Below are 19,956 nucleotides of genomic sequence, written 5' to 3'. Positions count from 1 at the left end.
TAGTAAAATGAAAAACAACCTGAGTTCGGTACTGGCTCCCCATGCAGCAGATGCCACACGCTTCCTCAAGGCCCTGGGCCATGAGGCGCGGCTTCTTATCCTCTGCCGGCTGCTTGACGGTGAAACCAGTGCCGGCGAACTGTGGCAGGACTCCAGCCTGAGCCAGTCGGCTTTTTCACAGCATCTGGCCGTGCTGCGCGAAGAAGGGCTGATTACTTCGCGCAAGGAAGCACAGATGGTGTACTACCGGCTGGCCAGCGTGGATGTCATCGACCTGCTGCAATTGCTACGGCGCATGTTCTGCCCGGCCTGAGCACCGGAATTTCCGCTTTTTCACGCCCTTTATTTCGTTTTTTTCTAATTAAGGAGAATCAATAATGGCTATCGGATCCTACAAGGAACTGACCCAGACCGTATCCGGCGAGCTGGCCCAGCTGCGCCAGAGCCAGTCCGACGTAATGACGGCTTTCGGCCAGCTGGCCCAGGCAGCCAACAAGCCTGGCGTGCTGGACAAGAAAGCCAAGGAATTTGTCGCGCTCGGCATCGCCGTGGCCGGCCGCTGCGATGACTGCATCGGTTTTCATGTCAAGGCTCTGGTCCAGCTGGGCGCCACCCGCGCCGAAATCGAGGAAGTGCTGGCCGTTGCGGTCTACATGGGCGGCGGTCCGTCGCTGATGTACTCGACCCACGCACTCAAGGCTTTCGAGGAGTTCTCGGCCTGATGCCGGCTGGCGCGCTGAGCCGGCTCACGGTAAGCTCGCGTCCAACCTGATTCACCGCAACGGGCTGCCCACGGCAGCCCGTTCGCCTTTGCCCGGAAACCGGCCGATGCTTTCTTACCGCCACGCCTTTCATGCCGGCAACCACGCCGACGTCCTCAAACACACGGTCGAGCTGCTGCTGCTCGATTACCTGAACCAGAAGGACAAGCCTTACTGGTACATCGACACGCACGCCGGAGCCGGCTGCTACCGGCTGGACGAAGGCTATGCCAGCAAGAATGCCGAATTCAACACCGGCATCGGTCCGCTGTGGCAGCGCGACGACCTGCCCGAACCGCTGGCTCGCTATGTTGAGCTGGTGCGCGGCCTGAATCCGGACGGCGAACTGCGCTTCTACCCCGGCTCACCGTTTGTCGCAGCCCGGGCCATCCGCCGGGACGACAAGCTGCGCCTGTTCGAGCTGCATCCGACCGATGGCAACATCCTGACGGAAAATTTCTCCGACGCCGGTCGCCGGGCCCAGGTCACGCTGGCCGACGGGTTTGCCGGACTGAAGTCGGTGCTGCCGCCTCCGCCGCGCCGGGCCCTGGTGCTGATCGATCCGCCCTACGAGGACAAGCGCGACTACCACAAGGTCGAAACGGCGCTGGCCGCTGCCCTGCAACGCTTTCCGGCCGGCCTGTACGCCGTGTGGTATCCCTGCCTGCAACGCGCAGAGGCCAAGGCCTTGCCGCAAGCCCTGCGCCGTCTGGCACCGAACTGGCTGGACGTCAGCCTGCACGTTGAAACACCGGCCCGCGACGGCTTTGGCATGGCAGGCAGCGGCATGTTCATCATCAACCCGCCGTGGACGCTGCCGGACACGCTCAAGTCGCTGATGCCGTGGCTGGTGAAGGCGCTGGGACGCGATGCCGGCGCCGGCTACCGGCTGGACTGGCACATCAACTGAAAGCGGCAACGCTCAGGTCAACAGCAGCCCCAGCCATTCGCGCAAGGCGCGCCGGCTTTCCTGCAAGGCACTCGCGCGGGGCAACCAGGCCAGCCAGCCCTGTTCTTCGTGGCGGGTAAACGCGGTCGGCGCCGGCAACACCGTCAGTCCTTGGCGTTCAAAAGCCCGGATGGCCCGTGGCAAATGCCATGCCTGACTGACCAGGGCGATGCGCTGCACGCCGGCCTGCCGCAACAGGCCGGCACTGAGCCGGGCATTGTCCGCCGTGGTCAGCGAGGCGGACTCGACCCAGCGCGCAGACACCTGCCACTCGGCCAGCGCAGCTGCCATCAGGACCGCTTCCGGCGGGCCACCCAGCGGTGCCCCGCCGGTCACCAGCACGGGCTTGCCCGACTGCCGGGCCAGTCTGGCGGCATAACGCAGGCGCAGCAGGGTGTCGGTACTGACGGTATCCCCGCCGAACTCGACGGCCTGCGGCCGTTTGCCGCCCCCCAGGACCACGATGGCGTCGAAGCGGGCATCCGGCGGCAGGACGGCCACATGCGCCTCCAGCGTCCGGTTGAGCCAGCCCGCCGTCACCGGCAGGGACAGGACGGCCAGCAGCAGGGCCGCCGCCGCCAGTCCGCGATGCGCCAGACGCGGCCAGCGCCACCACATCAGCCAGACCAGCAGCAGCAGCAGCACGATGCCGCCCGGCGGCAGGATCAGGCTGTCCAGCAGGCGACTGGCCAGTACGCGCCAGGAGTCAGGCATGCGGGTCTCCGGATACGACAACGCGCCCGACCGGCGGGCGCGTCAGCAGGGATGGCAGTCTGCGGATTACCAGAACTGGTACCACGGCACGTCACGCGGCTGCCACGGCTTTTTCAGGTAGACGCTGTTGGGGAAGTTGGTTTCCAGCACCCGGCGGGTATCGTCGCGCAGGGTGGTTTTGCCGAGCTTGTCGTAGGCCGTCACCATGATGGCGAAGGATTCTTCGACAAACGGCGAATCCGGGAATTCCTTGATCATGCCCTGGGCACGGTTTGCGGCTGCCAGATAGGCGCTGCGGCGCATGTAATAGCGCGCAACAAAGAGTTCGTGTTCGGCCAGGCCGTCGACGAGGTTCTGCATTTTCACCCGGGCATCCGGGGCATACTTGCTGTCCGGGAAGCGCACGACCAGATCACGGAAAGAGGTAAAGGCCTCGCGCGCGGCCTTTGGATCACGCTCGGCCCGGTCCTGACCGGTGTATTTGGACAGGATGCCGCCGTCTTCGTTGTAGTTGACCAGTCCCTTGAGGTAGTAAACGTAGTCAACGTTCGGGTGCGCCGGGTGCAGCTTGATGAAGCGGTCGGCAGCGGCCAGCGACAAGGCCGGTTCCTGGTCCTTGAAGTGCGCGTAGGCGAGGTCCATCTGCGCCTGCTGGGCATAACGGCCATACGGATAACGCGCTTCGAGCGTTTCGTAGAGCTTGATCGCCCGCGTATAATTTCCACTATTCAGCTCGTCGCGCGCCTCGGAATAGAGTTTTTCGACCGTCCAGCCGCGCGTCTCGTCCGCTGGCTCGGAGGTGGTCGAACACCCGGCAAGCCAAGCCGCCATCAGCATCATTACCGCGATTTTTTTCATGACCGAATCCGTAGCAAAGTTCGACGATTATAACGATATCGTTGACACCCGTGTCCTCACGATTCCCGATACATTGGCCGGCGACCGGCTGGATGCCGCACTGGCGGCCCTGATGCCCGACCAGTCGCGCAGCCGGCTGACCCAGTGGATCAAGGACGGCCACGTGCGCGTGGACGGCAGCACGGTCACCGTACCGCGCAGCAAGACCGTTCTCGGCCAGCAGGTCGAGGTGGACGAACAGCTGTCGCTGGACGAAATGGCCTTTGCCCCGGAAGACATCGAAATTCCGGTGATCTACGAAGACCGGCAGATCCTCGTCGTCAACAAGCCGGCCGGGCTGGTCACACACCCGGGCAACGGCAACTGGTCCGGCACCCTGCTCAACGGCTTGCTGTACCGGGTGCCGGAACTGGCCCACGTCCCGCGCGCCGGCATCGTGCACCGCCTTGACAAGGACACCAGCGGCCTCATGGTGGTGGCCAAGACCGTGGCCGCCCAGCTCGACCTCATCAGGCAGTTGCAGGCCCGTACGGTCAAACGCCATTACCGGGCCATCGCCTGCGGCAACGTGGCCGGTGACATCACCATCGACAAGGCCATCGGCCGCGACCCCAAGACCCGGGTGAAGATGGCCGTGGTGGCCTTTGGCGGCAAACCGGCCATCACGCATGTGCGGCCGCTGGAAATGTTCGAGCACCACACGCTGGTCGAGTGCCGGCTGGAAACCGGCCGCACCCACCAGATCCGCGTGCACATGGCCAGTATCGGCTGCCCGCTGGCCGGTGATCCGCTCTATGGCAACCCGCGGCTGCCGGCCTCACCGGAAGTCCGGGAGGCCATCAACGACTTTGGCCGGCAGGCACTGCACGCCGCCAAACTGGCGCTGATCCATCCGGAAAGCAAAAAGCCGGTCGGCTGGAAAACCCGTCTGCCGCAGGACATGCAGTACCTGCTGTCGGTCATGCGCGACGCCCAGCAGCCGGATGACTGGGATGATGATGAAGAGGACGACCTGACCGGCTGGGAAATCATTTACACGCAGGAGTAACGCCATGCAGAACCTGACTGCCGGCTGGCCGGCTCCTGCCCGCGTCCGCACCCTGATCACGACCCGCGACGGCGGTGTCAGCCTGGCGCCCTACGCCAGCCTGAACCTGGGCCAGCATGTGGGTGACGATCCGGCTGCCGTCGCCGAAAACCGGGCCCGCCTGCGGGCCTGTCTGCCTGCCGAACCATTCTGGCTGAACCAGGTTCACGGCATCGGAGTGCAGGAAGCCTGTGCAGACGCACCGGACGTCCCTCCCGATGCCGATGCCGGCTTCACGCGCCAGCCTGGCGTGGTATGCGCCGTCATGACGGCAGACTGCCTGCCCGTGCTGCTGACCGACCGGTCCGGCAGTGTCGTGGCCGCCGCCCATGCCGGCTGGCGCGGGCTGTGCAACGGCATCATCGAAGCCACCATTGCCCGGATGGCCGTGCCGGCCAGTGACATTCTGGCGTGGCTCGGAGCGGCCATCGGACCGGATGCGTTCGAGGTCGGGCCGGAAGTCCGGGCAGCCTTCATGGCACATGACCCGACGGCAGCCAGCGCCTTTGCCGCCATTCCGGACGGCAAGTATCTGGCGGACATCTACCTGCTGGCACGCCAGCGCCTGAATGCCTGCGGTGTCACCGAAGTGCATGGCGGCGATGCCTGTACCGTGACCGAGCGTGAGCGTTATTTTTCCTACCGCCGTGACGGTCGCACCGGGCGGATGGCATCGCTGATCTGGCTGGCCGACTGACATGGATGCCATCGTGCAGCAAGCCATGGCCAGATGGCCGGACGTACCCGATGTCTATGGCTGGCTGGCGCGCGATGGCCGGGGCCGCTGGCTGATCCGGGGTGAACGGCTGGAGCACGCAGCCACGCTGGAATTCATCCTGCGCAATTACCAGCCGGACGAACGCGGCGCCTGGTTTTTCCAGAACGGGCCGCAGCGGGTATTCGTCAGTCTGGCAACCGCCCCTCTGACCTGCAGGCTGATGCCGGACGGACGCGTTAGTACCGGCACTCCGGCAGATTTCCAGCCACGGCAAGCGTTCCTGACACCTGACGGCGATTGCTACCTGCTGGCCGCCACTGCCCATGCAGCCTTGCTGGACGGAGCCGATCTGGCTGCGGTTTCCTTCATCAATGCGCAAGGCCGACTGGCGACCGATGCCGACTGGGAACATGGTCCCGGCCCCGGCTGGCAATTGCGGGCCGGGCGCTTTTGCCTGCCCTTGCAGACCGTGTCCCAGGAGGCCATTCCCATGCAATGCGGGTTTCTGCGCCAGCCATACCCCTGATGCCCAGATCGGTATTGCCGCTGTCCGCACGGGCAGGTTACTATCGCGTCGCAGCGTTTCAAGCAGGTCTTCCAGTCTGTTTCTGTCTTCTCCCCTCTCGCAGGGAAGCAAGTTTCAGTCGCACTCGTCGCACGCTTGATTCGGTTCCCCATTTGGGCTGCGAAGCGGCAGGCGCCAGCTTTTCCTACCGTTTTCCGGTAACAGGCACGCCTGCCAGATTGTGTGATTGTTCAGGACTTCCGACTCATGACGACTCAGACCGGCACGGTAAAATGGTTCAACGAAACCAAGGGTTTCGGATTCATTTCTCCCGACGCAGGCGGCGATGATCTCTTCGCTCACTTCACCGAAATCCAAACCAAGGGCTTCCGTACCCTGGCCGAAGGCGAACGCGTGACTTTCGAGACCAAGATGGGTCCGAAAGGCGTAGCAGCTGCCAACATCCAGAAAGCCTGATCCGCTTTCCTGGCAGCATAAAGCCGCAGCAAGAAGGCTGCGGCTTTTTTGCGTCCGCCTTCCTGGGTCCGCCGTTTCGGCTGGTTACTTGGCTCTCCCCGCTTCCAAGGCTTCGCAGGCAACCTGCCTGACATTTTCGCAACAAGCAGGCCTGGCCTTTCTTCTCGCGGCCGGAAATCCACACACGCCGCGGCCCCTGCCAGAGCCGCAATGCGGCGATCAAGATCAATCCGGCTCAGGACATGCACGCCCTACCAGCAAAAAGCCAATAAAAAACGCTGCCTTGAAACAAGGCAGCGTCAGTCAGGCAACCGCAGCAGTCAGCCACCGCGTCAGTGCGAGGCCACGCGATAGCGTTTTTCCAGCGCTGCGATCCCCCACGCCATCAGCATGGTCAGGGCCAGATACATGAACGAGATGGTCAGGTACGGCTCCCAGTAGCGCGAGTACACGCCTGCCACGGTCCGGGCAGCAAAAGCCAGTTCTGCAAGGCCAATGGCCGATACCAGCGAGCTGTCCTTGAGCAGCATGATGGCTTCGTTGCCAAGCGGCGGCAGCATGCGGCGGAATGCCTGCGGCACCACAACGAACCTCATCGCCTGGCCATAACTCATTCCCAGCGAACGGGCAGCTTCCATCTGCCCCTTGTCGATCGACAGGATGCCGGCCCGGAAAATCTCGGTGATATAGGCACCGGCGTTCAGGGTCAGGGCCAGCAGGCCGGAAAAGAATGCGCCATAGTTCTGGCGGATTTCCCGCGCCAGATCACCGCTGATCAGGATACCGTCAACCGGATGAACCAGGGTCGGCATCAGTGCGAAGTGCACCAGCAGGATCTGCACAAAGAGCGGTGTACCGCGAAAGAAGGTCACATACGCTGTAGCCGGCCATTTGACGCAATAGCGCAGAAGATATTTGCCCATGCCGTGGCGTGCATCGGCCAGCCGGGCCATCCCCATGAAAAGGCCGATCAGGGTTCCCAGCACCACGGCAATCACCGTAATGCCCAGTGTCATTTTTACGCCGTCGATAAACAACGGGGCGTATTCAACGATCATCGAAAACCGGAAGTCCATACTACTCCCTCTTCTCCCGGATATTCCAAAGTGATGCCCGTCCGCAGACAGGCATCACGCGAGTTGCCAGACTTACTGCTGCTTGGCACCAAACCACTTGGCGTAGATCTGGTCGTAGGTACCATCAGCCTTGATGGCTGCCAGCCCCTTGTTGATCTGCTCCTGCAAGGCCTGGTTGCCCTTCTTCACGGCAATGCCATAGTACTCCGGTGCAAAGCTTTCGGTATCTTCAACCGACACCAGACCCTTGTCACCATTATTGGAGAGGTAGTTCACCACCACGCCGTTATCGGCCACCACAGCGTCCACACCACCGTTTTCCAGCTCCTTCAGGGCCAGCGGAGTGCTTTCAAAACGCTTGATGTCCGGGCTGCTCTTTCCCAGCAGTTTCTGGGTGACTTCATCGCCGGTCGTACCGGTCTGGACGGCAACTTTCTTGCCCTTCAGGTCGGCAAACTTCTTGATGCCAGCGGCGTCATTCTTGCTGACCACGATCAGCTGGCGGGCCTCGAAATACGGCTCGGAGAAATCCATGGTCTGCTTGCGCTCGTCTGTGATAGTCACGGACGACACGACGATGTCGCGGTCGCCATTGCCAAGGCTGGCGAAAATGCCTTCCCACGGCGTATTGATGAACTTGACCTTAAAGCCGCCTTTTTCAGCCGCAGCCGACAAGACGTCAATATCGAAGCCTTCGACTTCCTTTTTGTCGTTTTCGTACTCGAACGGAGCATAAGCCGCATCCGTACCGACCACATATTCCTTCACGGCCGGTGCTTCCGGAGCGGCTGCAGCTGCCTCGGGAGCGGCTTCTTTCTTGCCGCAACCAGCCAGAACCACTGCCGACAGGATAGCCGACAGCACCAAGTTTCTACGTGACAACTGCATGTGAATTCCTCCACTGATTTCGCTATGAAACGAGATCCACCCAGTGCAAAACAGGCTATCTCAAGCGTGCTAATATAACTGCCAGTTCGCTCATTTCTCAATAAGCACAAATAAATAAAGTTCCGGGATTAATTTCTGCCCAATATTCAATTTTATGCAAAACATCCTAAAAACCATTGATTTAAAGGGATTTATCGCCACAGGCCTGATCAGTCTGTCCTTGATGGCGAGTAGCCCGTTTGCCTACGCCGAAGACCTGCCATTGCCGGGTGATTACATGCCGGCACATACCAAGCCCGCCCGGTCCGCTCGCCCGGCTCCAGCACCGGCGCCCAAAGCCGAAAAGCGCAATACGGCCTCACGCCCGGCCGCAAAGAACAGGCAGGCCAAAAAGGCCGGCGTACAGAAAAAGCCCCGTACCTCCAACGCCAGATCCGCCAGGCAGTCTGTCCGCTCCGGCAAGGCCGTCACCGCGCGCAGCAACAAGGCTGGCAAGCCCGCAGTCACCCGCAAGACCACCTCGGCGCGTACCAGCAAGAAACAGGCCACAGCGCTGAAATCCACTCGCAAAGCCAAAGCAGCCTCCCCAAAAAAACCGGTCGCCCAGCCAGCCGGCAAAGCCAAACGCACGCAAGCCAAAACCAACAAAGTTAAAAAGTCTCCGGCCGGCAAACCAGCCGCAAGGCAGAAAAAATAAGCCTCTCCGGCTTTTGATTGTCCAGTCATGAAATGTAAAAAAACGCGCATCTCCGAAAGGAAATGCGCGTTTTTTTGTCTGGCGTAACAATCAGCCGCGTTTCAGACGGGCAAATGCTTCGGCCATGGCCCCGCCACCGGCACGCTCTTCACGTCGCCCGCCACCGGACGAGCGGCGCTCCCCTCCTGCTCCGGCGCTGCGCCGCGATGCCGACGATCCACTGCCGTCCAGCGGATCATCCAGCCGCATGGTCAGGGCAATCCGGCGCCGGCCGAGGTCCACTTCCACCACCTTGACCTTGACCACATCACCCGCCTTGACCACCTTGCGCGGGTCATCCACGAAGGATTTTGACAGTGCGGAAATGTGCACCAGCCCGTCCTGGTGCACACCGATGTCCACAAATGCACCAAAATTGGCCACGTTGGTCACCACGCCCTCCAGCAGCATGCCCGCTTGCAGGTCCTTGATGTCCTCCACGCCGTCGGCAAATGCAGCCGTCTTGAACTCCGGTCGCGGGTCACGCCCCGGCTTGTCCAGCTCGCGCAGGATGTCCATCACCGTCGGCAGGCCGAACCGTTCATCCGTCAGTTCGGACGGCTTGATGGTTTTCAGGAAACTGCTGTCGCCGATCAGGGCCTTCACATCACGCCCGGTACGCGACACGATGCGCTCGACCACCGGGTAGGCTTCCGGGTGCACGGCCGAGGCATCCAGCGGATTCAGGCCGTTCATGATGCGCAAAAAGCCGGCAGCCTGTTCAAAGGTCTTGTCACCCAGACGCGGCACTTCCAGCAACTGCTTGCGGCTGCCGAACGCACCATGGGCATCGCGGTAGCTGACGATATTGGCCGCCAGCGTGGCATTGAGACCGGAAACCCGGGTCAACAGCGCTGCCGACGCGGTATTCACGTCCACCCCCACCGCGTTGACGCAATCCTCGACCACGGCGTCCAGCGAACGCGCCAGATGGCTCTGGTTCACGTCATGCTGGTATTGGCCGACCCCGATCGACTTGGGATCGATCTTGACCAGCTCGGCCAGCGGATCCTGCAAGCGCCGGGCAATCGACACCGCGCCACGCAGCGATACGTCCAGTTCGGGAAACTCGCGGGCAGCCAGTTCGCTGGCGGAATACACCGAAGCCCCGGCTTCGCTGACCACGATTCTGGTCAGGCCCAGCTGCGGATGCTTTTGCATCAGTTCGGCAGCCAGCCGGTCGGTTTCCCGGCTGGCCGTCCCGTTGCCGATCGCCACCAGTTCCACCCGGTGCTTCGCGCACAGCGCAGCCAGCACGGCAATGGAGCGGTCCCAGTCCCGGCGCGGCTCGTGCGGGTAGATGGTCGCGGTATCGAGCAGCTTGCCGGTTGCATCCACCACGGCCACTTTCACGCCGGTACGCAGGCCGGGGTCCAGGCCGAGCGTGGCGCGAGGACCGGCCGGGGCAGCCAGCAGCAGGTCATGCAGGTTGCGCGCGAACACGCGGATCGCCTCTTCCTCGCCGGACTCGCGCATGCGGTTCATGGCCTCGAGTTCCAGCGACAGGAAAATCTTGGCGCGCCAGGTCAGCCGCACGGTATCCAGCAGCCATTTGTCGGCCGGCCGGCCACCGTCGCGCACGCCCACCTGGGTGGCAATGATGGCTTCGTACTCGCTGCGCTGGGTCAGCGGCACGTCCTCGGGCTGCCAGGCCAGTGCCAGCGTCAGTACTTCTTCGTTGCGACCGCGCAGCAAGGCCAGCGCCCGGTGTGACGGGATGGACCGGACCGGCTCGCGATGATCAAAGTAGTCGGAAAACTTGGCACCGGCAGTTTCCTTGCCCGGCACCACTTTGGCGACCAGCTCGCCCTCCAGCCACAGCTTGTCGCGCAGCCGTCCCAGCAGGCCGGCATCTTCGGCAAAACGCTCGATCAGGATGGCCCGTGCCCCGTCAAGGGCGGCCTTGATATCAGCCACGCCCTTGCCGGCATCGACAAAAGCCGCTGCCGCCTGCTCGGGCTCCTGCTCCGGCCGGGCCAGCAGGCTTTCTGCCAGCGGCTCCAGCCCGGCTTCGCGGGCGATCTGCGCGCGGGTACGCCGTTTGGGCTTGTAGGGCAGATACAGGTCTTCCAGCCGGGTCTTGTCGGTTGCAGCATACAATGCCGCTTCCAGTTCACCGGTCAGCTTCCCCTGCTCGGTGATGGATCTGAGAATGCTGTCGCGCCGCTCGTCCAGCTCGCGCAGATAGCGCAGACGCTCGTCCAGCTGGCGCAGCTGGGTGTCATCCAGCCCGCCGGTGGCCTCCTTGCGGTAACGGGCCACAAACGGCACGGTTGCTCCGCCGTCCAGCAGCTCCACGGTGGCTGCCACCTGGCTGGTGCGGACCTTGAGTTCCTCGGCAATGCGCTCGGCAATCGGTTTCAACATGGTGAATCGGGAATCGTGCGAAAGGCGGGACTTTAGCAGAGCCCGCCGGGCAACGTCAGCGCAAGGAACCGGAACCAGGCCACCACGAAGCAGCGCCCGCCTTCGCGGTCCGGCGTGCGCGTTGCATGGCAATCCCGTCAGGGTCGAAGCCCGCCCGCAGTCCGGAGCCGTACAGCAAGCCGGACCGGCACCGTTCAGCATCCGGCCCGGTACGGCTCACCAGCCATGCAGATCGTCATGACCGGCAGCCCGACGGCCACCGCACCGGATGTGACCGGATGCAACGGCAGCTGCCGCGCCAGTAACAATGGTCAGTGAATGGCCGACAGCAGCCCGCCCAGCTTGACCGATGACCTGGAAGTGGCCGGATTGCCAGCGGCACGCGCCGCCCGGCGCTCAATGGCCTCGGCCAGGGCAAACAGCCGGTCGGCCAGCTGGGCATCGGTCTGGCGGGCCAGATCGGAAGAAGTCAGGGCGCCACCCAGCAAGGAGGCAGCCAGCGACAGGGATTCGCTACGCGTCATGTCAGGCACTCACACTCAATGGAAAAAGGTATGTTAGCTTACCCTAATATCCTGCCGGGTGGCGCCACGACGGCGTCCTCAGAGCATGAAGTCCTCGGCGCGCCGGGTCACCGGCCAGTCGAAAAAGACGGCATGCACGGCAAACTGCAACGCCTCGTTGTCCGGCAGGTCTTCCTCTTCGACAAATTCCAGTACGTTGATCTGCACGTCGCAGGGCTTGCCGACCAGCTTTTCCAGCGCCTCGACAATGGCGGTTTCCAGCTGGGCTGGCGAGATTTCCTTGATCGAGCTGTAATCCATCGGAGTCCCCTTGATGCGCCTTGCGGCGTCATGACCGGCCGCAAGACACTGCGGCCGGTGAAAAAAACACCGCCCGGGTAGCGGGCGGTGCTGTCGTGCTCCCGGCACCGGGCCGGATCAGATCATGTCGTGCAACCAGGCACGCGCCGCATCACCGTCTTCAAAGTGGGCGGTTTCGGTATTGGCCAGCAGGTCGGCAATATGGGTGGCGAGCTTCATCCAGCCATCCTTCACCACCACGGCCACCCGGCCGAAATCGTGCTGGTGCGCCCGGACGAAACGCAGTTCCTCGATGGCCATGTCGATGGTGAAGTCCATGACTTCCGACAGGTCGAGCAGCACGTTGGGCTGCCCCTTGCGCATCTTGTAATCCAGCAGGGCCACTTCAAAGTCCTTGAAGTCGGCCAGCGTGAACTCGTTGTAGATGGCCACGTCCAGCCCGTATTCCTGCTCACGGATCGAAATCATCAGGTTCTCCTTGTCTGGAATCTTTTGTTCTACATCACATCCTAGCGCAGCCTGAAAAAACGGCGTTGCGCCACGTCAACGCCGGCTGGCAATGATGCCGCTGCCCACGATCACGGCAATGGCGACCAGACTGTCGGGGCCAAGCCGGTCGCCAAACAGCCACGCGCCAAAAAGCGCCGAGAAAATCACCGTAGAGTAAGCCAGCGACGCCACCACGAACTTGCGTCCTTCGGCATAGGCGCGTGTCAGGGCCAGTTGTGCCAGCATGCCGGTCAGCCCCATGCCCAGCAAAGGCCACAGGCTGGCCGTCGTGGTCGGCAGGACCCGTGAATCCCCCAGCCAGACCCATACCAGCCCGCAGACAGAGCCGACCGTGCTGAACCACAGCACCACACGCCATTCCGGCTCGCCCATGCGCGACAGCTCGCGCACCTGGAGATAGGCACAGGCAGCCGTCAGGCCGGAGCTCAGTCCCACCAGCCCTGCCAGCCACTGTCCGTCGCCCACCGCCGGCTTGAGCAGCAGCGATACGCCGGCCAGCCCCAGTAAAAGCGCCAGCAGGATGCGGGGGGTCAGCCGCTCGCGCAGCCACACGAGGGACAGCAACGCCAGAAAGATCGCCGAGGTGTAGTTCAGGGTAACGGCCGTAGCCAGCGACAGCTGCGTCAGCGCATAAAAATAGCCCACCAGCGAAAAGAAGCCGAAGAGGCTGCGCTTGACCTGCAAGGTCCACAGCGGCGTCAGGACCGGCTTGCCGCGCAGCAGCGCCAGGCTGCCCAGCACCACGGCGCCGAACACGCTGCGCCAGAACACCAGTGCCGGTGCATCAAAATCGCTGCTGCCGAACTTGACGCACACGCCCATGCAGCCGAACAGTGCCGAGGCCACCAGCATCCAGGCAGATCCCAGCTGCCCGGTCTTGACCCGCTGCCAGACGGAAACGGACGGCGTAACGGCAGGAGCGGGAGCAGGCATAACGGTCAATCAGGTCGCAGAAGAAAGGTCGGGGAAAACAGCGTCACCCCGTCCACAAAAAAGGACAGCCAGGCAAATGGCCAGAAGCAGCACTCAGGAGCCTGGGCAGAAGCTGCCGCATGACCAGCCAGGAGTGCAGGCACCGGCGAGGTACGGCTGCTTGCAGGCATGGCAGGATGCATCGCATACCCTGCCCTGCCTGTCTGCCATGCATTCCGGCGCCAGACATGCCAATGGTAACAGGAGATTGACCCTTGAACCTACGGCTTTTGCCGCCCGTCGCCCGCCCTGTGCGGCACCGCCTTGCGTACCGACCGCCAGATGCGCCAGGCCAGCAGCAGTGTCAGTCCGCCGGCAAACAGCGCCGGCTCGCGCAGGTCCGACTTGGTCAGCCACCAGAAATGCCATGCAGCCAGAATGGCAGCTGCATATACCAGCCGGTGCAGCCGCTGCCAGTTTTTGCCCAGCCGGCGCATGGCCGCGCGGGTAGAGGTCAGCGCCAGCGGCAACAGCAGCAGGAATGCGGCAAAGCCCAGCACGATGTACGGGCTTTTGCGGATATCGTCGGCAATTACCGGCCATTCACCGCCACTGAGGAGCAGATAGACCGCAAAGTGCACCACGGCCCAGGCAAACGACCACAGTCCCAGCTGCCGGCGCAGCCGCATCAGTGCCGGCCAGTGCAGGTGATGCGCCAGCGGGCGGACCAGCAGGGTCAGCAACAGCAGGGCCAGCGCCCACCAGCCGCTCTGGCGGGTCAGGTAATCGGCCGGATCAGCCGCCAGTCCTTGCCAGAGCGTAAAACCGGTCAGCCCGGCCGGAACCAGACACAGGCCGAACACCACGGCCGGGGCCCAGGCCGGCAGGCGCTGCCGCCAGCCCGTCATCAATACCATTTGCGCAGGTCCAGTCCGCGGTACAGGCCGGCTACCTGTTCGCCGTAGCCGTTGAACATCAGGGTCGGACGCCGGCGGAACTCACCCACGCGCCGTTCGTTGGCCTGGCTCCAGCGCGGATGGTCGACCTGCGGATTCACGTTGGCGAAAAAGCCGTACTCTCCGGGTGCGCTCAGGTTCCAGGTCGTCTGCGGGGCGCGCTCGACCAGCCGGATGGACACGATCGACTTGATGCTCTTGAAACCGTATTTCCACGGCACCACCAGCCGCACCGGCGCCCCGTTCTGGTTGGGCAGCGTCTGGCCGTACAGCCCGACGGCCAGGAGTGTCAGCGGATGCATGGCTTCGTCGATCCGCAGCCCTTCCCGGTAGGGCCAGGGCAGCAGGCTGGTGCGCTGGCCGGGCATCTGCGCCGGGCGCTCCAGCGTGACGAACTCGACGAACTTGCCGGCTGCAGTGGGTTGTGCGCGCTTGAGCAGGGTGGCCAGCGGTACGCCCACCCACGGGACAACCATGCTCCAGCCCTCGACGCAGCGCAGGCGGTACACCCGGTCTTCCAGATCACCGATGCGGAAAAGCTCGTCGTAATCCAGTGTCAGCGGTTTGGCGACAGCGCCACCAACCGTCAGGGTCCAGGGGCGGACCACCAGTTGGCCGGCTTCACGCGCCGGATCGGTCTTGCTGCTGCCGAATTCGTAAAAGTTGTTGTAGCTGGTGATTTCACTCAGCCGGTTGGGCGTATCACCCGAAGGAAACGGTCCCGGACGGGTCGTGAGCGGCGCAGCCTCCAGTCGCGGCATGGCCAGTCCCAGTGCAGCGGCAGCACCACCGGCCAGAAAGCGGCGGCGGTCCAGGTACAGCGACTGCGGAGTGATTTCGGAGGGCAAGGGAGCGGCAGGGTCGGCAAGGCGGATCAGCATGATGGTTTTCCGTAGTCACGCAAGCACACCGGCCGGGGTGGTCTTGCAGGGGTTGTCGGGCCCGGTGCGCTCATATCCTGACGGCACATCATTATCGGCAAATGATCCCCGCTGGCATCAGGCAGGAGGAGTCACGCATCCGGTACATCAGCCACCCGGAAAGCCGCCGGCTTTATGAAGTATTTAACAAAGACAAGTTTTGCGCCCAGACATGCTTGACCAGCGTCAAATACAGAACTCCATTGATTCCTAATATAGCGGTCATATCGTACGTCACGATGCCCATAACGCACGGCACGGTGTCCGCACCGAAGCCCTGCCCCGGCCCCGCCGGCATTCCATACACAAGGGAGAACCATGACTGCTATCAGCGAAGCCCGCCCCCCGCAGGCCGGGGGCCCGTCCACGGGATTCCTCAACACCATCGAGCGCGTCGGCAACAAGCTGCCCGACATCACCATGCTGTTCCTGTACGCACTCTTCGTGTGCTGGGGCCTGTCGTGGGTGCTGTCGTACGTCAGCTTCGACTACCGCCACCCGCTGACCGGCGACGTGATCCAGGTCGTCAACATGCTCTCGCCCGACGAGCTGACCACCTTCGTCACCCTGATGGTGAAGAACTTCATCAGTTTCCCGCCGCTGGGCATCACCATCGTCGCCACGCTGGGCATCGGTATCGCCGAGGGCAGCGGCTTTGTGCAGGTGCTGCTGAAAAAGCTGCTCAACATCACGCCGCAGAAGATCCTGACGCCGGCGGTGGTGTTCGTCGGCGTGGTCAGCCACATGGCATCCGATTCGGCCTACGTGGTGCTGATGCCGGTATCGGCGATGATGTTCTACGCCTGCGGCCGCCACCCGCTGGCCGGCATCGCCGCCTCGTTTGCCGGTCTGGCCGGCGGCTTTACCGCCAGCTACACCCCCTCGACCATCGACCCGATCATGCAGGGCTTCACGCAGGGCGCGGCGCGCATCATCGACCCGGCGTACGACGTCAACGTGCTGTGCAACTACTTCGTCAGCCTGGGAGGCACCTTCGGCGTGATCGCGGTGTGCTGGTTCATCACCGACCGTATCGTCGAGCCGCGCCTGAAGGCCAGCCTGCCGCTCAACGCCGAGCTGGATACCGAAAAAGACCAGAACCTGCGCCACATCACGCCGGAAGAAAACCGCGCCTTCCGCTACGCCGGCCTGACCATGCTGGCGCTGATCGCGGGCCTCGCGCTGCTGCTGGCACCGGAAAACTCGCTGTGGCGCGCGCCGGACGGCAGCCTGACCAGCCCGAAGGCGCCGGTGATGCAGGCCATCGTGCCGCTCTTGTTCCTGTTCTTCGCCATTCCCGGCCTCGTGTTCGGCTTTGCGGTGAAAAAGTTCAAGACCTCGAAAGACGTGACTGCGTCGATGGAAAACATCACCCGCTCGCTGATCTCGTTCATGGTGTTCGGCTTTTTCTGCGCGCAGTTCCTGTACTCGTTCGGCCGCTCCAACATCGGCACGCTGATCGCCATTTCCGGCGCCGAATTCCTCAAGGACCTGGCGATGCCGGCAGGCTTCACCGTGTTCGGCATCATCCTGCTGACCGCCTGCCTGAACCTGATCATCACCTCGGCGTCGTCCAAGTGGGCGATCCTGGCGCCGGTATTCGTGCCGATGCTGATGGCGGTGGGCATCTCGCCGGAGCTGACGCAGGCGGCGTTCCGCATCTCGGACTCGGCGGTCAACGTCTCGACGCCGATGTTCGCGTTCTACCCGCTGATCCTGATGTACTGCCGCCAGTACTGCAAGGATTCGGGCGTCGGCACGCTGTGCTCGATGATGCTGCCCTACACCGTTGGCCTGCTGGTGGTGCTGACCGCGACGCTCTACCTGTTCTGGGGCCTGGGCATCCCGCTGGGTTTTGACAGCGGCTACGTTTACCCGCCGCAGCCCTGAGCCATTGATCCGCCCCGCCCGTCACCGGGCGGGGCGCTGTTCCCGCCGCCTCTTGGGGCGGCCGTTGAAGACCCGGATTGCTTCTCATGAAAACACAATTGCTCGAACGCTTTTTGCGCTACGTCGCCATCTCCAGCCAGAGCGACGCCAGCGCCACCACCGTCCCGTCCACTCCCGGTCAGCTGACGCTGGCCCGCCTGCTGGCAGACGAGCTGACCACGCTGGGCCTGTGCGACGTGCATGTCGACGCGCACGGCATCCTGACCGCGCGCCGTCCCGGCAAGCAGCCGGATGCGCCGCGCATCGGTTTTGTCGCGCATCTGGATACGGTGGATGTCGGCCTCTCGCCCGACATCAGGCCGCAAGTGGTGGCCTTTGACGGCAGCGACATCTGCCTGAACGCCGACACCGACACCTGGCTGCGCGTGGCCGAGCACCCGGAAATCCGCCCGTACGCAGGCGACGAGATCGTGGTGACCGACGGCAGCAGCGTGCTGGGTGCCGACAACAAGGCGGCGATCGCCATCGTGATGACGTTGCTGGCCAACCTGCCGGAACGCCACGGCGACATCGTGGTGGCGTTCGTGCCGGACGAGGAAATCGGCCTGCGCGGCTCCAAGCAGATGGATCTGGCGCGTTTTCCGGTCGATTTTGCCTACACCATTGACTGCTGCGAGTGCGGCGAGGTGGTGTACGAAACCTTCAACGCCGCTTCGGTGGAGATCACCGTCACCGGCGTCACCGCGCACCCGATGTCGGCCAAGGGCGTGCTGGTCAACCCGATCCGGGTGCTGACCGACCTGATGGCGCATTTTGACCGCACCGATACCCCCGAGCATACCGCCGGGCGTGACGGCTACTTCTGGTTTACCGACCTGCAGGCCAACCCGAACAAGGCGGTGCTGAAGATGGCGATCCGCGACTTTGACCGCGACGCGTTCGAGGCGCGCAAGCGCTTTGTCGGCGAGGCGGTGGCGCTGGTGCAGGCCCGCCACCCGCGCGCCGGCATCAGCTGCCGCGTCAGCGACGTATACGCCAACATCGCCCAGTCCCTGGGCGACGACCGTCGCGCCATCGACCTGATCTTCGCCGGCCTGCAGGATCTGGCGATCGAACCCAAGGTGATTCCGATGCGCGGCGGCACCGATGGTTCGGCCCTGTCGCCGCGCGGCGTGTGCACGCCGAACTACTTTACCGGTGCGCACAACTTCCACTCGATCTACGAGTTCCTGCCGCTGACGCCGTTTGAACAGTCGTACCAGCTGACGCGGCGCATCGTCGAACGGGCCGCCGGCGGCTGACGCAACCTGCCATCCTTGAGCTGACCGCCAGGCGTGGCCGGCATCAGGCACGCCATCCGGCAACCAGGGGCCCGGCCATGCCTGGTGGCTGGCCGGGGAGCAGGACACCAGCTCGCAGCCCTGTCCAGCGGGGTGACGCACCGGAGCCTGGCGTCAACGCCATCAGGATTCACCGGCCGGTGAATACCATCATCGCCAGATCCTTGGCCGGCCCGGCCAGGCAAGACCGGAAGCCCGCACTCATCCGGCAGGTTCCGGCGGGCTTCCGGCGGCGGCTTTTCGCCCGGGTGCAGGCTCCTTCCTTTTCCGGCCGGCTCCGGTCCGCGTCCGGACAGCCTCCATTCCGGCGCACCGGCCGGTCCTAGCCCTGCATGGAGCCGATGGTGCGGCGCAGGCGGTAGTGCGCCAGCACGAAAAACAGCGCGCCGATCAGTGCCACGGCCAGCAGGGACGGCCAGAGGGTCGCCAGCCCGGCGTCGCGGAACAGGATGCTTTGCGCCAGCGAAACATAGTGGGTGGTCGGCGCCAGCGACATCAGCCAGTAGATCGTATCCGGCATGCTTTCGCGCGGCGTCATCGAGCCCGAAAGGATCTGTAGCGGCAGCAGCACCAGGATCGACATCAGCCCGAACTGTGGCATGCTGTTGGCCAGCGTTGCCATGAAAATGCCGATCGACGCAGCAGAAAACAGGTACAGCAGCGTGGCCAATCCGAACAGCCAGCCTGAGCCGGCCACCTGGACCGCCAGCACACCCTTGACCACCACCAGCAGCGAAAACGACGACGCCAGCAACACCACCACGCCCATCGACCAGATTTTCGACAGCATGATTTCCAGCGGCGTCACCGGCATCACCAGCAGGTGCTCGATGGTGCCGTGCTCGCGCTCGCGCAGCAGCGCCGCACCGGTGAGCAGGATGCCGAGCATGGTGACGTTGTTGATGATCGACGTCACGGCGGTAAACCAGCTGTTGCTGAGGTTGGGGTTGAACATTGCCCGCGTCACCAGCTCCACCGGCTGCGTGGCGACCGCCCGGTAGCGCTGGGCGAAGGTGCGGATTTCGTCGTTGACGATGTTCTGGATGTAGCCGGTGCCGGTCTGCGCCTGGCTCAGGCGCGTGGCGTCCACGTTCAGTTGCAGCGCCGGCGCCTTGCCGGCCAGCACGTCGCGCTGGAAACCGGGCGGGATGTTGATCAGGAAGGTGTAAAGCCCGGCATCCATGCCGCGGTCCATGTCGGCGAGGCTGACGCGCTCCGGCTCGATGAACTGCGGCGGGTGCAGCGCAGCGATGATGCGCTCCGACAGCTGCGACTGGTCTTCGTCCACCACCGCCACCGCTGCGCGGAACAGTGACTCGGGGCGTGAACGGGCGTCGGAATACACCGCGCCGGTAAACATGAAGATGATCAGGAACAGCATCGCCTTGTCGCCGGCCAGGCTGCGGAATTCCTTCAGCCCCAGAAACCAGGTGTGGCGCAGCAGTTCAAGGTTCAAGCGCATGGTGTC

General features: G+C 63.5%; 22 protein-coding genes. 9 read left to right on the top strand and 13 right to left on the bottom strand.

Annotated elements, in window-relative coordinates; all coding sequences use genetic code 11:
- Positions 1–7: 7 nt before the first annotated feature.
- The 3 genes from G542_RS0102015 to G542_RS0102005 all read left to right on the top strand — a co-directional run bounded on the left by G542_RS0102015 (position 8) and on the right by G542_RS0102005 (position 1,671).
- Entirely contained in the window at positions 8–313 is a 306-nt protein-coding gene (locus tag G542_RS0102015; protein ID WP_012697685.1) for an ArsR/SmtB family transcription factor, read from the top strand.
- 64 nt (positions 314–377) lie between these two features.
- The gene (locus tag G542_RS0102010) at positions 378–722 is read left to right on the top strand and encodes a carboxymuconolactone decarboxylase family protein (RefSeq protein ID WP_012697686.1); all 345 of its coding nucleotides are present in this window, start codon (positions 378–380) and stop codon (positions 720–722) included.
- 106 nt (positions 723–828) lie between these two features.
- Positions 829–1,671 carry a 23S rRNA (adenine(2030)-N(6))-methyltransferase RlmJ gene (locus G542_RS0102005; protein WP_012697687.1) on the top strand — a complete coding sequence of 281 codons (843 nt, stop codon included), beginning with the start codon at positions 829–831 and terminating at the stop codon, positions 1,669–1,671.
- Between the two features lie 12 nt (positions 1,672–1,683).
- On the opposite strand, the gene G542_RS0102000 is transcribed toward G542_RS0102005, so the two are convergent.
- Complete coding sequence (locus G542_RS0102000) at positions 1,684–2,424, bottom strand: YdcF family protein (RefSeq protein ID WP_027823242.1); 741 nt, start codon at positions 2,422–2,424, stop codon at positions 1,684–1,686.
- A gap of 66 nt (positions 2,425–2,490) precedes the next feature.
- Positions 2,491–3,282 carry an outer membrane protein assembly factor BamD gene (locus G542_RS0101995; protein ID WP_027823241.1) on the bottom strand — a complete coding sequence of 264 codons (792 nt, stop codon included), beginning with the start codon at positions 3,280–3,282 and terminating at the stop codon, positions 2,491–2,493.
- Between G542_RS0101995 and rluD the strand changes: the two genes are divergently transcribed.
- The 4 genes from rluD (at position 3,281) to G542_RS0101975 (ending at position 6,069) form a co-directional block, all read left to right on the top strand.
- A complete protein-coding gene (rluD, locus tag G542_RS0101990; RefSeq protein ID WP_012697690.1) occupies positions 3,281–4,330 on the top strand; it encodes a 23S rRNA pseudouridine(1911/1915/1917) synthase RluD in 1,050 nt (349 codons plus the stop codon). The two genes, G542_RS0101995 and rluD, sit on opposite strands and share 2 nt — an antisense overlap.
- Positions 4,331–4,334: 4 nt before the next feature.
- Positions 4,335–5,066, top strand: coding sequence for a peptidoglycan editing factor PgeF (gene pgeF, locus G542_RS0101985; RefSeq protein WP_027823240.1), 732 nt, complete (start codon positions 4,335–4,337; stop codon positions 5,064–5,066).
- Between the two features lies 1 nt (position 5,067).
- Positions 5,068–5,613, top strand: a complete 546-nt coding sequence (locus tag G542_RS0101980) for a DUF2946 family protein (protein ID WP_012697692.1) — start codon at positions 5,068–5,070, stop codon at positions 5,611–5,613.
- A 246-nt stretch (positions 5,614–5,859) separates the two neighbouring features.
- On the top strand, positions 5,860–6,069 hold the full coding sequence (locus tag G542_RS0101975; protein WP_012697693.1) for a cold-shock protein: 210 nt from the start codon (positions 5,860–5,862) through the stop codon (positions 6,067–6,069).
- A gap of 332 nt (positions 6,070–6,401) precedes the next feature.
- On the opposite strand, the gene G542_RS0101970 is transcribed toward G542_RS0101975, so the two are convergent.
- The 10 genes from G542_RS0101970 to msrP all read right to left on the bottom strand — a co-directional run bounded on the left by G542_RS0101970 (position 6,402) and on the right by msrP (position 15,219).
- Positions 6,402–7,145 (bottom strand): amino acid ABC transporter permease, encoded by a 744-nt coding sequence (locus G542_RS0101970; RefSeq protein WP_012697694.1) that lies wholly within the window; start codon positions 7,143–7,145, stop codon positions 6,402–6,404.
- Between the two features lie 72 nt (positions 7,146–7,217).
- Entirely contained in the window at positions 7,218–8,033 is an 816-nt protein-coding gene (locus G542_RS0101965; protein WP_012697695.1) for a basic amino acid ABC transporter substrate-binding protein, read from the bottom strand.
- Between the two features lie 273 nt (positions 8,034–8,306).
- Entirely contained in the window at positions 8,307–8,780 is a 474-nt protein-coding gene (locus G542_RS18370; RefSeq protein WP_143714488.1) for a hypothetical protein, read from the bottom strand.
- A 40-nt stretch (positions 8,781–8,820) separates the two neighbouring features.
- On the bottom strand, positions 8,821–11,136 hold the full coding sequence (locus G542_RS0101955; protein WP_012697697.1) for a Tex family protein: 2,316 nt from the start codon (positions 11,134–11,136) through the stop codon (positions 8,821–8,823).
- Between the two features lie 311 nt (positions 11,137–11,447).
- Positions 11,448–11,660 carry a hypothetical protein gene (locus tag G542_RS0101945; protein ID WP_027823238.1) on the bottom strand — a complete coding sequence of 71 codons (213 nt, stop codon included), beginning with the start codon at positions 11,658–11,660 and terminating at the stop codon, positions 11,448–11,450.
- Between the two features lie 78 nt (positions 11,661–11,738).
- On the bottom strand, positions 11,739–11,960 hold the full coding sequence (locus G542_RS0101940; RefSeq protein ID WP_027823237.1) for a hypothetical protein: 222 nt from the start codon (positions 11,958–11,960) through the stop codon (positions 11,739–11,741).
- A 117-nt stretch (positions 11,961–12,077) separates the two neighbouring features.
- The gene (locus tag G542_RS0101935; protein ID WP_012697700.1) at positions 12,078–12,428 is read right to left on the bottom strand and encodes a SpoIIAA family protein; all 351 of its coding nucleotides are present in this window, start codon (positions 12,426–12,428) and stop codon (positions 12,078–12,080) included.
- A 75-nt stretch (positions 12,429–12,503) separates the two neighbouring features.
- Positions 12,504–13,403 (bottom strand): DMT family transporter, encoded by a 900-nt coding sequence (locus G542_RS0101930; RefSeq protein ID WP_012697701.1) that lies wholly within the window; start codon positions 13,401–13,403, stop codon positions 12,504–12,506.
- 260 nt (positions 13,404–13,663) lie between these two features.
- The gene (msrQ, locus tag G542_RS0101925; RefSeq protein ID WP_012697703.1) at positions 13,664–14,299 is read right to left on the bottom strand and encodes a protein-methionine-sulfoxide reductase heme-binding subunit MsrQ; all 636 of its coding nucleotides are present in this window, start codon (positions 14,297–14,299) and stop codon (positions 13,664–13,666) included.
- Positions 14,290–15,219 (bottom strand): protein-methionine-sulfoxide reductase catalytic subunit MsrP, encoded by a 930-nt coding sequence (gene msrP / locus G542_RS0101920; protein WP_027823236.1) that lies wholly within the window; start codon positions 15,217–15,219, stop codon positions 14,290–14,292. The genes msrQ and msrP overlap by 10 nt, the downstream gene beginning before the upstream one ends.
- Positions 15,220–15,576: 357 nt before the next feature.
- Here msrP and G542_RS0101915 point away from each other — a divergent pair, with 357 nt between their 5' ends.
- Together G542_RS0101915 and pepT are read left to right on the top strand one after the other, a co-directional pair.
- Entirely contained in the window at positions 15,577–17,148 is a 1,572-nt protein-coding gene (locus tag G542_RS0101915) for an AbgT family transporter (RefSeq protein ID WP_012697705.1), read from the top strand.
- Between the two features lie 86 nt (positions 17,149–17,234).
- Entirely contained in the window at positions 17,235–18,449 is a 1,215-nt protein-coding gene (gene pepT, locus G542_RS0101910) for a peptidase T (protein WP_012697706.1), read from the top strand.
- A gap of 361 nt (positions 18,450–18,810) precedes the next feature.
- On the opposite strand, the gene G542_RS0101905 is transcribed toward pepT, so the two are convergent.
- The gene (locus G542_RS0101905) at positions 18,811–19,950 is read right to left on the bottom strand and encodes an ABC transporter permease (RefSeq protein WP_027823235.1); all 1,140 of its coding nucleotides are present in this window, start codon (positions 19,948–19,950) and stop codon (positions 18,811–18,813) included.
- Positions 19,951–19,956 lie beyond the last annotated feature (6 nt).

Source organism: Laribacter hongkongensis DSM 14985, assembly GCF_000423285.1.
GTDB lineage: Bacteria > Pseudomonadota > Gammaproteobacteria > Burkholderiales > Aquaspirillaceae > Laribacter > Laribacter hongkongensis.
The sequence above is the reverse complement of the archived record's forward strand: the minus strand, read 5'-3'. Positions and strand labels throughout refer to the sequence as shown.

What these genes read in the sequence shown, in the direction of transcription:
- G542_RS0102015 (WP_012697685.1), top strand. Translation starts at nt 8, where the DNA reads ATGAAAAACAACCTGAGTTCGGTACTGGCTCCCCATGCAGCAGATGCC.
- G542_RS0102010 (WP_012697686.1), top strand. Translation starts at nt 378, where the DNA reads ATGGCTATCGGATCCTACAAGGAACTGACCCAGACCGTATCCGGCGAG.
- G542_RS0102005 (WP_012697687.1), top strand. Translation starts at nt 829, where the DNA reads ATGCTTTCTTACCGCCACGCCTTTCATGCCGGCAACCACGCCGACGTC.
- G542_RS0102000 (WP_027823242.1), bottom strand. Translation starts at nt 2,424, where the DNA reads ATGCCTGACTCCTGGCGCGTACTGGCCAGTCGCCTGCTGGACAGCCTG.
- rluD (WP_012697690.1), top strand. Translation starts at nt 3,281, where the DNA reads ATGACCGAATCCGTAGCAAAGTTCGACGATTATAACGATATCGTTGAC.
- G542_RS0101995 (WP_027823241.1), bottom strand. Translation starts at nt 3,282, where the DNA reads ATGAAAAAAATCGCGGTAATGATGCTGATGGCGGCTTGGCTTGCCGGG.
- pgeF (WP_027823240.1), top strand. Translation starts at nt 4,335, where the DNA reads ATGCAGAACCTGACTGCCGGCTGGCCGGCTCCTGCCCGCGTCCGCACC.
- G542_RS0101980 (WP_012697692.1), top strand. Translation starts at nt 5,068, where the DNA reads ATGGATGCCATCGTGCAGCAAGCCATGGCCAGATGGCCGGACGTACCC.
- G542_RS0101975 (WP_012697693.1), top strand. Translation starts at nt 5,860, where the DNA reads ATGACGACTCAGACCGGCACGGTAAAATGGTTCAACGAAACCAAGGGT.
- G542_RS0101970 (WP_012697694.1), bottom strand. Translation starts at nt 7,145, where the DNA reads ATGGACTTCCGGTTTTCGATGATCGTTGAATACGCCCCGTTGTTTATC.
- G542_RS0101965 (WP_012697695.1), bottom strand. Translation starts at nt 8,033, where the DNA reads ATGCAGTTGTCACGTAGAAACTTGGTGCTGTCGGCTATCCTGTCGGCA.
- G542_RS18370 (WP_143714488.1), bottom strand. Translation starts at nt 8,780, where the DNA reads ATGCGCGTTTTTTTACATTTCATGACTGGACAATCAAAAGCCGGAGAG.
- G542_RS0101955 (WP_012697697.1), bottom strand. Translation starts at nt 11,136, where the DNA reads ATGTTGAAACCGATTGCCGAGCGCATTGCCGAGGAACTCAAGGTCCGC.
- G542_RS0101945 (WP_027823238.1), bottom strand. Translation starts at nt 11,660, where the DNA reads ATGACGCGTAGCGAATCCCTGTCGCTGGCTGCCTCCTTGCTGGGTGGC.
- G542_RS0101940 (WP_027823237.1), bottom strand. Translation starts at nt 11,960, where the DNA reads ATGGATTACAGCTCGATCAAGGAAATCTCGCCAGCCCAGCTGGAAACC.
- G542_RS0101935 (WP_012697700.1), bottom strand. Translation starts at nt 12,428, where the DNA reads ATGATTTCGATCCGTGAGCAGGAATACGGGCTGGACGTGGCCATCTAC.
- G542_RS0101930 (WP_012697701.1), bottom strand. Translation starts at nt 13,403, where the DNA reads ATGCCTGCTCCCGCTCCTGCCGTTACGCCGTCCGTTTCCGTCTGGCAG.
- msrQ (WP_012697703.1), bottom strand. Translation starts at nt 14,299, where the DNA reads ATGGTATTGATGACGGGCTGGCGGCAGCGCCTGCCGGCCTGGGCCCCG.
- msrP (WP_027823236.1), bottom strand. Translation starts at nt 15,219, where the DNA reads ATGCTGATCCGCCTTGCCGACCCTGCCGCTCCCTTGCCCTCCGAAATC.
- G542_RS0101915 (WP_012697705.1), top strand. Translation starts at nt 15,577, where the DNA reads ATGACTGCTATCAGCGAAGCCCGCCCCCCGCAGGCCGGGGGCCCGTCC.
- pepT (WP_012697706.1), top strand. Translation starts at nt 17,235, where the DNA reads ATGAAAACACAATTGCTCGAACGCTTTTTGCGCTACGTCGCCATCTCC.
- G542_RS0101905 (WP_027823235.1), bottom strand. Translation starts at nt 19,950, where the DNA reads ATGCGCTTGAACCTTGAACTGCTGCGCCACACCTGGTTTCTGGGGCTG.